The 14610-nt window shown below is 47.6% G+C and carries 9 protein-coding genes; 6 read left to right on the plus strand and 3 right to left on the minus strand.

The features are described 5' to 3' along the window. Positions 1 to 88: 88 nt before the first annotated feature. The 4 genes from H8K33_RS15795 (at position 89) to H8K33_RS15810 (ending at position 5710) form a co-directional block, all read left to right on the plus strand. Positions 89 to 2488, plus strand: a complete 2400-nt coding sequence (locus H8K33_RS15795) for a 3-hydroxyacyl-CoA dehydrogenase NAD-binding domain-containing protein (RefSeq protein ID WP_186892014.1) — start codon at positions 89 to 91, stop codon at positions 2486 to 2488. Between the two features lie 144 nt (positions 2489 to 2632). Beyond that, positions 2633 to 3829 (plus strand): acetyl-CoA C-acyltransferase, encoded by a 1197-nt coding sequence (locus tag H8K33_RS15800; protein ID WP_186892015.1) that lies wholly within the window; start codon positions 2633 to 2635, stop codon positions 3827 to 3829. Between the two features lie 194 nt (positions 3830 to 4023). Next, positions 4024 to 4923 carry an alpha/beta hydrolase family protein gene (locus H8K33_RS15805; protein ID WP_222613452.1) on the plus strand — a complete coding sequence of 300 codons (900 nt, stop codon included), beginning with the start codon at positions 4024 to 4026 and terminating at the stop codon, positions 4921 to 4923. 13 nt (positions 4924 to 4936) lie between these two features. Then, complete coding sequence (locus H8K33_RS15810) at positions 4937 to 5710, plus strand: enoyl-CoA hydratase (RefSeq protein WP_186892016.1); 774 nt, start codon at positions 4937 to 4939, stop codon at positions 5708 to 5710. Between the two features lie 85 nt (positions 5711 to 5795). On the opposite strand, the gene H8K33_RS15815 is transcribed toward H8K33_RS15810, so the two are convergent. Next, on the minus strand, positions 5796 to 6707 hold the full coding sequence (locus H8K33_RS15815) for a LysR family transcriptional regulator (RefSeq protein ID WP_186892017.1): 912 nt from the start codon (positions 6705 to 6707) through the stop codon (positions 5796 to 5798). Between the two features lie 121 nt (positions 6708 to 6828). On the opposite strand from H8K33_RS15815, the gene H8K33_RS15820 reads away from it, so the two are divergent. Continuing rightward, complete coding sequence (locus H8K33_RS15820; RefSeq protein WP_186892018.1) at positions 6829 to 7713, plus strand: MBL fold metallo-hydrolase; 885 nt, start codon at positions 6829 to 6831, stop codon at positions 7711 to 7713. Positions 7714 to 7895: 182 nt separating this feature from the next. Further along, a complete protein-coding gene (locus H8K33_RS15825; RefSeq protein WP_186892019.1) occupies positions 7896 to 9605 on the plus strand; it encodes an alkaline phosphatase family protein in 1710 nt (569 codons plus the stop codon). 73 nt (positions 9606 to 9678) lie between these two features. Here H8K33_RS15825 and H8K33_RS15830 read toward each other — a convergent pair whose 3' ends face one another. After that, positions 9679 to 11259 carry a POT-type proton-dependent oligopeptide transporter gene (locus tag H8K33_RS15830; protein ID WP_186892020.1) on the minus strand — a complete coding sequence of 527 codons (1581 nt, stop codon included), beginning with the start codon at positions 11257 to 11259 and terminating at the stop codon, positions 9679 to 9681. Positions 11260 to 11418: 159 nt separating this feature from the next. Beyond that, on the minus strand, positions 11419 to 14610 hold the full coding sequence (locus H8K33_RS15835) for an efflux RND transporter permease subunit (protein WP_186892021.1): 3192 nt from the start codon (positions 14608 to 14610) through the stop codon (positions 11419 to 11421).

Consider the following 14610-nt stretch of genomic DNA (forward strand, 5'->3'; position numbering starts at 1 on the left):
CGCTTGCGGGAGAGGGGAAAATAAAAATGTAGGTCAATTGTTTTGAACTACCCCCAACCAAGTTTGAATTTCATGTAAAGGTTATCCAATGCCTAATTTCATCGTCAAAAAAGTCGCCGTGCTCGGCGCTGGTGTGATGGGAGCGCAAATTGCTGCGCACTGTGTCAATGCCAAAGTTCCTGTCGTTTTATTCGACTTGCCAGCCAAAGAAGGCCCGAAAAACGGCATCGTTCTCAAAGCGATTGAGAATCTGAAAAAACTCAACCCAGCACCACTCGGTGATAAAGACGATGCGGCATTGATCGAAGTCGCTAACTACGAAGACAATCTCGACGTTTTGGCTGGCTGCGATTTGATCATCGAAGCGATTGCAGAACGTATGGATTGGAAACATGATCTGTACAAAAAAGTTGCACCACATATCGCGCCAAATGCGATCTTCGCTTCTAACACTTCTGGTCTGTCGATCACCGCTTTGTCTGAAGGTTTCGACGCTGAATTGAAAGCACGCTTCTGCGGCGTCCACTTCTTCAACCCACCGCGTTACATGCACTTGGTAGAACTGATCCCAACTGCAGCGACACGTTCTGACATCCTCGATCAACTCGAAGGTTTCTTGACGACGACTTTGGGTAAAGGCGTAGTCCACGCGAAAGATACACCAAACTTCATCGCGAATCGCGTTGGTATCTTCGGTATGTTGGCAACCATCTATCAAGCTGAACAATTCGGCTTGAGTGTCGACGTCGTTGATGATTTGACTGGTAAGAAATTGGGTCGTGCCTCTTCTGGAACTTTCCGTACTGCTGACGTGGTTGGTCTCGACACCATGGCGCACGTGATCAAAACCATGCAGGACAATTTGCAAGATGATCCTTTCTTTGCTGTCTATAAAACGCCAGACGTATTGGCGAAACTGGTAGCAGCTGGCACGCTCGGTTCAAAATCTGGCGCAGGTTTCTACAAAAAAGTCGGTAAAGATATTCAACGTTTAGATTTCGCTAGCGGCACTTATGTTGCTGGTGGCGCTAAGGCAGACGATTTGGTTGGCCGCATCTTGAAGGAAAAAGATCCTGTCAAGAAAATGAAATCTTTGCGCGAGTCAACTAACAAACAAGCGCAATTCTTGTGGTCTATTTTCCGTGATGCTTTCCACTACATCGCGATTCATGGCGCGACGATCGCTGACAATGCACGCGATATCGACTTCGCGATGCGTTGGGGCTTCGGCTGGAATGTTGGCCCGTTCGAAACATGGCAAGCGTCAGGTTGGCAACAAGTCGCCACTTGGGTCAAAGAAGATATCGATGCAGGTAAAGCTTTGTGCGCAACACCGTTGCCAGCTTGGGTATTTGAAGGCCCAGTCGCTGACAAAGCAGGTGTACATACACCAGAAGGTTCTTGGTCTATCAGCCGCAATACATTCGCCCCACGCTCCAGTTTGGCAGTGTACGAGCGTCAAGCATTCCGCGCACCTGTGATGGGCGCAGGCGCAGAAACTGGCGCAACGGCTGGTGTGACTTTCTTCGAAGATGATTCCGTCCGTATTTGGCATCAGAATGATGATGTCTTGATCCTGTCCTTCAAAACCAAGATGCACGTGATTGGCCCAGGCGTGGTTGCAGGTATGGAAAAAGCGATTGCCGAAGCTGAGAAAAATTTCAAAGGTTTGGTGATCTGGCATGCCGATGCAGCCGAAGGCGGCGCCTTCTCTGCTGGCGCTGATTTGCAAGCGATGTTGCCATTGTTTATGTCCGGTGGTGTGAAAGCGATCGAACCTGCAATTTCACAATTACAAAACGCGCATCAGGCTTTGAAATACGCGAATGTTCCAGTCGTAGCCGCAGTCGCAGGTCTGGCGCTCGGCGGTGGTTGCGAACTGATGATGCACGCAGCAAAACGCGTGGCGGCATTGGAATCGTATATTGGTCTGGTCGAAGTCGGTGTCGGTTTAGTACCAGGTGGCGGCGGTTTGAAAGAAGCCGCAGTACGCGCTGCGAAAGATGCGAAAGGTACTGACTTGCTGCAATTCTTGAAGAACTACTTCACCAATGCAGCGACAGCGAATGTGTCTAAGTCAGCCTTAGAAGCACAGAAAATGGGTTACCTCGATCAAAACGACGTGATCGTTTTCAATGCCTATGAATTATTGCATGTCGCTAAAGTTGAAGCGCGTGCGATGTTTGATGCTGGCTATCGTCCAGCGATGCGTAAACTGGTGCCAGTCACAGGCCGTCACGGCATTGCGACTATCGGTGCGCAATTAATCAATATGCGGGATGGTGGGTTCATCTCTGCACATGATTTCAAACTCGGCAAGATGATTGCTGAAGTGGTTTGCGGTGGCGACATCGACAATGGCAGCATGGTCAGCGAACAATGGTTGCTCGACATGGAGCGCAAGGCGTTTATGGAATTGTTGAATCATCCAAAAACCCAAGAGCGCATCATGGGCATGATGCAAACCGGCAAACCAGTACGTAACTAAGAACCGCACGACATGAAAAGCAAAAGCTAACCGCAGAGGCGCAGAGAACGCGGAGAAATTCAAAAATATCTCTCTGCGAACTCTGCGCCTCTGCGGCGAAAGTTTTTAAATTCATGTGCAGCTACACTTAATGAGGAATTACAAATGACTACTCAATTACAAGACGCTTACATCGTCGCGGCAACTCGTTCCCCTATCGGTAAATCGGGTCGCGGCATGTTCCGCAACACACGCCCAGATGACTTGCTGGTCGGTGTATTGAAATCCGCTTTGGCACAGGTGCCGAATCTTGACCCTAAACTGATCGAAGACGCTATCGTTGGTTGCTCTTTCCCAGAAGGCGCACAAGGCTTGAATCTGGCGCGTATGAGCATCCTGCTGGCAGGTCTGCCAAACACCATAGGTGGCGTGACGATCAATCGCTATTGCGCCTCTGGTATCACGGCAGTCGCCATGGCAGCAGATCGTATCCGCGTTGGTCAGGCTGATGTGATGATCGCCGCTGGTGTGGAATCTATGTCCATGGTGCCGATGATGGGTAGCAATCCATCCATGAACATGGCGATCCTGAAAGATGAAAACGCCGGCATCGCTTACGGCATGGGTTTGACCGCAGAAAAAGTGGCCGCACAATGGAAAGTTAGCCGTGAAGCGCAAGATGCATTTGCACTGCAATCGCACCAACGTGCATTGGCTGCGCAAGCGGCTGGTTACTTCGACGCAGAAACCACACCATTCGAAATCATCGACCGCGTACCGAATTTGGTCACAGGCGAAATCGAACTCAAAACACGCACAGTGAATCGTGATGAAGGTGCGCGTCCAGATACGTCACTCGAAGGTTTAGCGAAGCTGAAAGCAGTTTTTGCTGCTAAAGGTTCTGTGACCGCTGGTAACAGCTCACAAACTTCGGACGGTGCTGGTGCTTTGATCTTGGTTAGCGAAAAAATCTTGAAGCAATTCAACCTGACGCCATTGGCACGTTTCGCCTCTTTCGCAGTGCGCGGCGTTCCACCAGAAATCATGGGTATTGGTCCTAAAGAAGCGATTCCAGCGGCATGTAAAGCAGCTGGCATTACACAAGATCAAATCGATTGGTTTGAATTAAACGAAGCGTTTGCTGCGCAGTCTTTGGCGGTGGTTCAGGACCTCGGTCTCGATCCAGCGAAAGTCAATCCTATGGGTGGTGCGATTGCTTTGGGTCATCCATTGGGCGCGACTGGTGCGATTCGTTCTGCGACGACGATTCATGCTTTGCAACGGAATAAGTTGAAGTACGGTATGGTGACGATGTGCGTAGGAACGGGTATGGGGGCAGCAGGTATTTTTGAACGCATGTAATCATTGCCCGCATAAATCCAATTCTAGGGCGCTACGCGTTGTTGCAAGTACTCGCAATATCGACATATTGCTGCGTCTTGCGCCTAGCGCAGCATCCCTATAATTGAATTTCTGAGGGCAATTTTTCGTTCTAAAAAAAACTATAAAAACTAAACCGCACTTAAACTTAAGTGCGGTTTTTTTACGGAGTTGCCATGAGTTTGATTGAGACAACTGAAGTCATTGCGAAAGATGGTACTTGCCTTGTGGGGCGCAAGTATTCGCCAGTTGGCGCAGTACGTGCAGTTGTATTGATGCCTGCAGCGATGGGTGTAAAGCAGCAGTTTTATGCGCCGTTTGCTGAGTTTTTATGTGAGCATGGTTTTGCGGTATTGAGCTTCGACTATCGCGGCATGGGCGAATCATTGCCATCTCAATTTGTGGACTCATTGCGTGGCTTTGATGCCGATATCAGTGATTGGGCCGAGCTTGATTACAACTCTGCACTCTTAGCTGCCCGCGCCTGGCATGCCGATGTTCCACTGTTAGTAATCGGACATTCACTCGGCGGGCAACTTGCAGGCTTACTACCGGATAATCATTTGATCGATGGTATGCTCACCGTTGGTTCTGGCACTGGTTACTGGCGTTACAATGCGCCGCCAACGAAGCGCATGGTGTGGCTGTTGTGGTACTTTTTGGTACCTCTGTACACCGGGGTTTGTGGTTATTTCCCTGGCAAGAAACTACGTAAAGTTGGCAATCTTCCTAAAGGTGTCATTTATCAATGGTCGCGCTGGTGCAAAGACAAACGTTACTTCGTTGATGAACGCGGCAATGCGATGAACACTTATCATCGTCAATTTAAAGCGCCTATTCTCAGCTTGAGCTTTACCGACGATGAAATGATGGGGCGGAGGAATATCGATGCTCTACATGATTATTTCAGCCATGCGCCCGTGGAGCGCCGCTACATACAGCCGCAAGATATACAAGCAAAACGGGTCGGCCATTTCGGCTTTTTTAGAGCGGAGTTTCGACACAGCTTGTGGCAACAAGCTTTACAATGGCTGATCCAACAAAACAAACATCATCCATCCGCACAAACTAACTAATTCAAGAGACATCATGGAAATTCTGACCCAGATCAACGACGGCATTTTGACCATCAACTTCAACCGTCCAGAGAAAAAGAACGCAATCACTTTTGGCATGTATGAAGCGATGGCGAATGCAATCAATGCATCGAACGACGACAAGAACGTCAGCGTGATTTTGATTACGGGAAAACCAGAAATTTTCACAGCTGGTAATGATCTCGAAGATTTTATGAAACACGCTGGCAGCTTGGCGTCTGCTGAAATGCCTCCGGTCTATCAATTCATGCATGCTTTAAACGATGCACAAAAGCCTGTGATCGCTGCCGTCTCTGGTGGTGCTGTGGGAATTGGAACGACCTTGTTGATGCATTGTGAACTAGTATATGCAGCGGACAACGCCAAGTTCTCTATGCCGTTCACACAATTAGGCTTGTGTCCAGAATTCGCCTCCAGCATGGTACTGCCCCAAATCGCTGGCTATCAACGCGCGGCAGAAATGCTTTTATTAGGCGAAGCTTTCAGCGCCCACCAAGCGCATGAAATGGGCTTAGTAAACAAAGTATTGCCACTTGAAGAACTATTACCGTATGCAGAAAAACAAGCAGCGAAGATCGCCGCTTTGCCAGCGAAATCTATACGTCTAACTAAGAGCTTGATGAAGGCCAATCAGCCACAAGCGATACGCGAAAAAATGAACGAAGAAAACGCCCACTTCGGCGCGATGTTATCGCAACCAGAAGCACGTGAAGCGATGATGGCATTCTTCCAAAAGCGTAAGCCAGATTTTAAGCAATTCAATTAATTTGCTAAGAGTAGATTTTCGTCGCTAAGGACATCCGTAAGATGAAAAAGAGAAGTCTGTTTTTGGACTTCTCTTTTTTTATATACTAAGTTTTTGCCTCTGCATCCTGCCAAGGTACCACCGCAAACCACTCCACCAAAAAATCAAGTAATGCCCTGACCGCAGGCGATAAATGTTTGCGCGAAGGATATAGCGCGTAAATCGACATTTCTGGCAGGCGCCATTCGGGCAAGACTTGTTGCAAACGACCATCGCGTAAATACGGGTTGGCCAAGAAAGTCGGTTGCAAAGCGATACCGCCACCTGCCAGACAGCCTTGTAATAAGGTGGTCGCTTCATTTGCACTGAAGTAGCCGCCTATGCTGACTTGTGCGCCCTCTTCACCGCGACTCAGCTTCCAAATGCTTTTACCGAAATTCGCATAGCTAACGCAACGGTGCGTCGTTAAATCAGCGGGCATTTGCGGAATTCCATGACTTGCCAAATAAGCGGGAGATGCCACTAAGACTGAACTACACGGTGCCAGAATACGGCCGATCAAAGTCGGATCGGGCGCGGCGCTAATCCGTATCGCCAGATCGATTCGTGCTTCGACCAGATTCAGAGCACCTTCACTGGCGTTCAAATCGATCTTCAGTTGTGGATGCAAGCGCAAAAAATCTACGATCGCCGCCGCCAGTTGTGCATAGCAAAGTGACACGCTACAGGTGATACGAACTTGACCGCGCAATTCACCTTCGTGATCACTAGTTTCTTCCTCTACGTTTTCCATCAACGCTAGCATTTGCTGACAACGGCGCAAGCAATTTTCACCGGCATCGGTCAGGGTCACACTACGCGTGGTGCGCTGTAGTAGCCGTGCCGCCAGCCAACGCTCCATCTCGCCCACATAACGCGTCACCATGGCGCGTGACATGTCTAATTTATCGGCAGTTGCACTAAAGCTACCGCTGGTGGCGACTTCAACAAAGACTTGCATCGCAGTTAATCTATCCATAATTTGCTCGATTCAAGAAATAGTAATGCACAGATTATGCGGTTTATCTGCGCGATATTAGCAACTATAGTTCAATCCAACGCAATTTTGCGTACTTTTTATCAGACCAAAGGAGCTCATCATGATTCGCACTAGCTTAATTAGCAGCACAATCGCCGCCACACTTGCCGTCACTCTTGGCACAGCACAAGCCGCTCAACCTGCCCCACTGACCGTGAAAATTTATAACGCGGGAAGTGGCAGCTTCAATGTCAACTCCACCCTCATCTATGGCGAAAAAGAAGCGATGGTGATTGATGCAAGCTTCACCCGCGCAGATGCCTTGCGCATTGCCGCCAATGTACTCGATAGCGGCAAACAACTGAGTATCATCTATGTCAGCCAGGCTGATCCTGATTACTACTTTGGTGTAGAGACTTTGAAAGAATTCTTCCCGCAAGCCAAAGTCGTGAGTACACCTGCGGTACTTGAAAAGCTGAGCGCGAAGATGGCTGGCAAAGTGGCATTTTGGGGTCCTAAAATGGGCTTGAATGCACCACGTACACCTGTCACACCACAGGTATTAAGTGGCAATACCATCAGCTTCGAAGGTCAATCTATAGAAATTCGCGGCACTACAGGTTTATTAGCACACCGCCCTTACGCATGGATTCCATCGATTAAAGCCATCGTCGGCAATATCGCTGTATTTGGCAATATGCACGTGTGGACAGCCGATACACAAAGCAGTGCCGAACGTGCAGCGTGGATAGCCCAATTAGAGGAAATGGTAGCCTTAAAACCAGAGCTAGTTGTTCCAGGTCACATGAGTACAGGCACGTCCGTCGATGTCAGTGCGATCAGTTTTACGAAAAATTACTTGCAAACTTTTGAGAAAAATCTCGCCACTAGCAAAGACAGCGCTGCACTGATCAAAGCAATGAAGCAGTCTTATCCACAATTGACTGATGGTGGCATGTCACTAGACATAGGCGCCAAGGTAAATACCGGCGAGATGAAATGGTAAGTAGAGAAATCTACCGACTAAAAACACAAGGTGTATAAATCGCCATAAAGCCACCGATGTGGAGACAGCGACTTATACGCACAATATAAAATCCACACAAATTCAAGCAAAGTTACTCGAAGGAATCAACAACATGCGTTATCCTTAACGCTCTTTTGTTTCCTTCGACATTCTTTTTCACTATGCTGAATTTAAAACACCAAGCCCCCTCTTCCCAATTACGTCGTACGCTATTAACTGGATTAACGGTATTCGCACTGACTGGCAGTTGCCACTATGCGCTGGCGGCTTCACCGAGCCAAGCACCACAAATCGCGAAAGCACCTAAGTTAGTTTTGGTACTAGTGATTGACGGTCTGCCAAACGAACAGGTACAACGCTATCGCCACCAATTTGGCGAAGGTGGTTTTAAGCGTTTAATGGAACAGGGTGCATGGTTTGGCAATGCGCATCAGGCACATGGCATTACGGTTACTGCCGTCGGTCATAGCGCAGTGTTGACAGGCGCGTATCCGTATCAGCATGGAATTATTGGTAATAGCTGGTTCGATCCTAAAACATCTGCTTCGGTTTACTGTACCGAAGATACGCAACACACGTATATTGGCACCGACACCAAAGCCAGCGATGGAACCTCGCCAGCCAATCTCAAAGTCAGCACTGTCGGTGATGAATTGCGTTACGCTACGGGCAATCGTTCCAAGGTAGTGACCGTATCTGGTAAAGATCGCGGCGCGATTTTATTAGCCGGTAAAACTGGTACGGCCTATATGTTGATGAAAAAAACCGGGGCCTTTGCCAGCAGCACCTACTACATGAATCAACATCCGGCTTGGCATGCCGACTTCCATGCGAATAAGCCGCAAGATCGTTTTTATGGCAAACAATGGACCACATCATTAGCAGACCATGCTTATCATGATGATGCACACGATGATATCGTCGCACCTGCGAATTCCAGCAGTAGCAAACGCTTTCCTTACACCTACGACAGCGCATCGGGAAAGCCCGATGCTGAATATTATGAAAAATTATTCACCGGTCCTTACGTGGATGAACTGACTTTAGATTTCGCCCGTGCTGCAATCGAAGGTGAAAAGTTAGGAAGTAATCCAACAGGCGCGACCGATGTATTGGGAGTGAGTTTATCGAGTCATGATTATGTCAATCACACTTGGGGTCCCGAGAGCAAAATGTCGCACGATCACTTGCAACGCCTTGATCGTTTATTGGCGAAATTCTTGAGTGATGTTGATAAAAAAATTGGGCTAGACAATACGCTGGTGGTCTTGACCGCTGATCATGGTTTCGCCAACGTACCCGAATTTTCACAGAGCATGAAACGTGATGCGAATCGACTTGACGGTAGCAAAATGTTGACCGCATTAAATCAGCATTTAGTGGAGCAATTCGGCGTTGAAAAACTGGTTCGTAAATGGTCGGCTCCCTACTTCTTCTTTGATTACAGTAAAGCAGAAGTGAAAGGCATTACACGTAGCGAATTAGAAAACGCAGCCGCCCGCTTTATGCTGAACTACAACGGCGTAGCATCAACCTATACCCGTACCCAGTTTGAAAATGGCCAAGTGCCGAATGACCGTATCAGCCGCCTGATGCAAAGAGCGTGGCATAAGCAATTGTCTGGTGATGTGATGGTGGTGGTAAAACCTTACTGGTATTTTGGCTCTACAAATTCAGGCACTTCGCACGGTACGCCATATACCTATGACACCAATGTGCCTTTAATGATCATGGGCAAACCGTGGATCAAAGCAGGCGCGTATAGCCAATATGCAGAAGTCATGGACATTGCACCCACTTTATCGCATTTGCTACGCATTCGATTGCCGTCGGGATCTGAAGGGCGCGTCTTGACTGAAACTTTAAAATAGATCATCAGACGTAAAAAAACCGCAAACTCTTAGCATCAAAACGCGGAGCTTGCGGTTTTTTTTGAGTCAATCTTTATGCCTTGCGATAGTTATCTAACATACGATAATTACGTGCATACATCGCAAATAAGAACGCAGCAAACAGACAGAAACCGGCGAAGAAGAACATTTGGAAAGCCGTCACACTCAGCCCCAACGATTCAATATAAGTCGTCACTGCAGCCCCCTTCACACTTGAGTTCGCCAGCAAAACCCACAGGTTACCCACCGTCACAGACAGATACCAGAAACTGGTAATCACGCCTTTCATCGATAATGGCGCTTGACTATAAGCAAATTCTAATCCGGTTGCAGACACAAGAACCTCGCCGAATGTCATTAAAGCATAGGGAATAATTTGCCATACGATGGTCACTGGATCACCGCCATCAATCGCTAATTGCAGGCCGCCCACAACAATCCATGCGAGACCCGTAAATGCAATGCCAGCCCCCATGCGGCGCAAAGCAGTGACTTTTATACCAGCCCTACTAAGCAAGGGATATAGAACAAAGTTATTAAACGGAATCAAGATCATCACAAGCAAAGGATTTAAGGCTTGCATCATGGACGACTGAAACCATTCTGGCTTAGTCATTTGTTCTCCTTGCAGTACCCATGTCGAAGCCTTTTGATCAAACAAAGACCAGAATGGCGTAATCAAAGCGAACAGTACTAATAAACGCAAGACATTGCGTACCCCATCAATGGCCTCATCAGGATGTTGACCGCGTACACGATCTAATTGTATCCATGCGCCGACGCCGCCAAAACCCATCACCAAAACCAATGCAGAACACATGGCTGAAACGATGCCGATTTGTGGAATAAAAAAGAAGCCAAGGATTGCCAAAATAAAGCCAATCAAGCTTAACCACAGCCCAGGACGGCTTTGCGTACCACTCGGTCCTTGCGATAAAATCGCATGGCGAATCACCACTAAGAAGGCATGCGGATCATTGCTGACTGGCTCCACACGCACGTATTGTTTTCTTCCTAGCCAAAACACAAAGGTCGCAATAAACATCAAGATACCTGGGATACCAAACGCGACGCTGGCGCCAAATTGCTTTAAGAAGATTGGCATCAACAAAGACGCAAAAAACGAACCAAAGTTAATGATCCAATAAAAACCATCAAACACTTTTTGCGCCAACGAACGATTGGTTTGATCAAACTGATCACCGATGAACGAGGCGACCAAAGGCTTGATACCACCAGAACCTAGCGCGATTAAAAACAGTCCTGTGTAGAAGCCATTTTTATTGTGTTCGAATATCGCCAGACAGGCATGACCCGCGCAATACACCAGACTTAACCAAAGAATCGTGTTGTACTTACCAAAGACACGATCGGCTAACCAGCCACCTAATAATGGAAAGAAATACACACCAATCACAAAGGTGTGGAAAATATCTTTGGCCTCACCTTTGCGCAATTCTTCAGGAATCGACAGCAATAAACTGGTCATCAAAAACATTGTCAGAATATTACGCATGCCGTAAAAACTAAAACGCTCACAACCTTCATTCGCAATAATGAAGGGGATTTGTCTAGGCATTTTTGGTTGGACAGCATCGTTGCCAGCCGCGGGTAATACGGAAGATTGACTCATAAATATTTACTCAAAAAGACGGATTACACATATCGAAAAACATAAAACCACGACCTCTGACGAGGCCGTGGTTTGTATCACATTACTTTAGATGCGATCTACTAAGTCGAAACTAAGTCGAAGAAAGCGAGATCACATCCTAACACCACGGAATTTAATTTACGCTTTTTTCCCCATGACCACATAGACCAGCTTCATGAACAAACGGAAGATCAAGCGCACAAAGATCAAAGTCAAAATCGCTTCAATCAAGGTCACAGTAAATGCAAAGAAAGCATTCCAACGTTCTGCACGACGACCATATTTTGCAATCATTCGATCTCGTGCAATTTCTATACTATCGTAGAACGTTGGCACTACTAACAAGGTTAGCAAAGTCGAAGTGATGGTACCGCCAATAATCGCAATTGCTAGAGGACGATAAAATTCCCCACCCTCGCCAACGCCAATAGCAACTGGGAGCATACCCGCGATCAAAGCAAAGGTCGTCATCAAAATCGGACGCAAACGCATACGACCCGCGTAAATCAAAGCCTCTTCACGATCAAAGCCTTCCGCCTCGCGCTTACGTGCGCAATCGAGCAACAGAATCGCATTCTTCGCGACCAAGCCCATCAACATGATGATACCGATAAAGCTCATCAAATTGAGCGTACCTTTGGTCAGCAATAAAGCTAACACCACGCCGATCAAACTTAAAGGCAAAGACAGCATGACCGCGCCCGGTGCGGTGAAAGAACCAAACTGCATCACCAAGATTAAGTACATCAAACCGATCCCCATCACCAAGGCAATCGTCATCTCAGTAAATAATTCATTTTGATTCTTTGCTGAGCCAGCCAGTTCAATCCCATAACCAGCCGGGAAATTAATCGCTTTGGCGATTTTTAAAGCATCAGAAGTCACTTCACCTGGCGAACGACCTTGCACGTTAGCTGATACGGCAATCATGCGCTTTCCATCTGCATGCTCAATTCTCGCTGGCCCTTTGCCCATGGTGATCGTCGCAATTTGCTCCAACGGTACCATTTTGTCTGTGCCAGCAACAGCGATTGGCAACGTCTCGATATTGTCAGCACTCACACGATCTTCAGGATGCAAACGCACCGATACATCACGTGTCTCACCAGTCGGATCAACCCAATCGCCAACTTCGACGCCAGCAAACGATACACGCAACGCCTGCGCCGCATCATTTGCTGAAATGCCTAAGGAATTTGCCAGACCACGATTCAATTCGATCTGTAATTCATCTTTCGGATCTTGCTGAGACAAGCCAACATCGACTGCACCCGGAACCTGACGCAATTTATCCATAAAATCGCTGGTGATCTCCATCAACTTCCGAGAATCGTCACCTGAAAAACGTATTTGAACTGGCTTACCACCGCCATTATTCAAATCGTCTTGCACCACGTACTCAGCACCAACTAAGGTACTGACAGCGGCTCGCAAACTCACAGCAACTTCAGCTGCTGATCGCTTGCGTTCGGTGCTCTTACCAATATCGACATATACCCTGCCGCCTGTAATATTCACGCTACTATTAGTGGCGACCGTCTCCGGCAAGGTTCGCGCTAATTCGGCGGCCTTTTCAACCTTCAAACGTGAGTACTCAAGACTAGAGCTCGATGGCGTACGTACACTAATCATCACGGTTCCACTATCAGAAGCGGGCAAGAAACTCGTGCCGCCAAACATACCGTGCAAAACCAACGCCAAGACAAAACTCGCCATCGCGATCACTGCCATCCAACGGCGATGATGTAAGGCCCAGGCAATCACGCTGCCATACGCTTCCGCCTTACTATCAAACCACAGATTAAATTTTTCCAACTTGGCGCTGAGACCAGTCTTCGGTTGCAAATGATGTCCGACTGGATCTCCCCAATAGGCAGATAGCATAGGATCGAGCGTGAATGAAATAAACAAGCTCACCATCACCGACGACGTCACCGTTAAGGCAAACGGACGGAACCATTCACCAGAAACACCGGGCATAAAGGCGACTGGAATAAACACAGCCATAATTGAGAATGTGGTCGCGGCAACCGCTAAACCAATTTCAGCCGTACCGTTCAAAGCGGCGGTGCGACGATCAGAACCGTTCTCCATATGCCGTACTATGTTTTCACGCACCACAATCGCATCATCAATCAGCACACCAATCGCGAGCGATAAGCCAAGTAAAGTCATGAAGTTCAAGGTAAAGCCGCACAACCACACCGCGATAAACGCCGCAATTACCGAGGTTGGTAAACTTAATGCTGTGATCAAAGTGGAGCGCCATGAATTCAAGAACACATACACCACAAAAATCGTTAATACCGCACCGAAAATCAAGGATTCGATCACGTTATTTAAATTCTTCTGTGCGTTTTTACCGCCGTCTTGGGTGATTTCAAGTTTGGTTCCTTCTGGCAGCGTTTTATTGATTTCATCAACTTGCGAACGGATTTTGTTCGCCACAGACACGGTACTTGCATCACGAGATTTCATCACCATAATGCCGACGTTCGGATTGCCGTTACGCACGCTAAAACCATTGATTTCTGCAAAGCCATCTTGGATCGTCGCCACCTGCGCCAAACGGATCACTTCGTTACCACGGCGCTTGACGACAATTTGTTCAAACTCGGCTGGAGACTCTAAACGACCGACCAGACGTATGCTTTTCTCATCCATGGTACCGCGCACTTTACCAACTGGCGCAGTAGAATTTTGTGTACGCAATGCGTTGACGACTTCGGATACAGAGACATTAAATTCACGCAGTTTTTGTGCACGCAATAAAACACTCAATTCCCGTTTCAATGCACCATTAACAGTCACCACGGCAACGCCATCAACGGCACGGAAACGATCTGATAAATCATCTTCCGCAAAACGCGAAATCTCTGCATGCGATTTGGTTTTGGACGACAAGGCCAATTGCATAATTGGCTGATCGTTCGGATCACGTCGCTCGATAATCGGCTCACGCATTTCCGTTGGTAGCTTGTAACGTACCGAAGCTATCGCATTTCTGACGTCGTCTGATGCTTCGATCATATTGCGATCAAAGTTAAAGATTAACGTGAAATACGCGCTACCTTCATTTGCAGATGCATTCAATTGACGAACACCTGAAATGCTTTGTAAGGATTTCTCAATACGATTGACAATCTCGCGCTCAACCGTTTCGGGCGAAGCGCCCGGATAAGGAACAGAAACCCCAAGCACAGGCTCTTGTACATTGGGAATTTCGTTCACACGTAATTTCGACAGTGCCAGCAAGCCCACGCACATCAATGCAATAATGATGACGATGGTTGCGACAGGTCGCTTAATACTAAAATCGGATAAAAACAT

The sequence above is a fragment of the Affinundibacterium amnicola genome, from assembly GCF_014284275.1.
GTDB classification, from domain to species: Bacteria; Pseudomonadota; Gammaproteobacteria; order Burkholderiales; family Burkholderiaceae_D; genus Undibacterium; species Undibacterium amnicola.

Coding starts and splice junctions, on each gene's coding strand:
- H8K33_RS15795 (WP_186892014.1), top strand. CDS start 89: ATGCCTAATTTCATCGTCAAAAAAGTCGCCGTGCTCGGCGCTGGTGTG.
- H8K33_RS15800 (WP_186892015.1), top strand. CDS start 2,633: ATGACTACTCAATTACAAGACGCTTACATCGTCGCGGCAACTCGTTCC.
- H8K33_RS15805 (WP_222613452.1), top strand. CDS start 4,024: ATGAGTTTGATTGAGACAACTGAAGTCATTGCGAAAGATGGTACTTGC.
- H8K33_RS15810 (WP_186892016.1), top strand. CDS start 4,937: ATGGAAATTCTGACCCAGATCAACGACGGCATTTTGACCATCAACTTC.
- H8K33_RS15815 (WP_186892017.1), bottom strand. CDS start 6,707: ATGGATAGATTAACTGCGATGCAAGTCTTTGTTGAAGTCGCCACCAGC.
- H8K33_RS15820 (WP_186892018.1), top strand. CDS start 6,829: ATGATTCGCACTAGCTTAATTAGCAGCACAATCGCCGCCACACTTGCC.
- H8K33_RS15825 (WP_186892019.1), top strand. CDS start 7,896: ATGCTGAATTTAAAACACCAAGCCCCCTCTTCCCAATTACGTCGTACG.
- H8K33_RS15830 (WP_186892020.1), bottom strand. CDS start 11,259: ATGAGTCAATCTTCCGTATTACCCGCGGCTGGCAACGATGCTGTCCAA.
- H8K33_RS15835 (WP_186892021.1), bottom strand. CDS start 14,610: ATGTTTTTATCCGATTTTAGTATTAAGCGACCTGTCGCAACCATCGTC.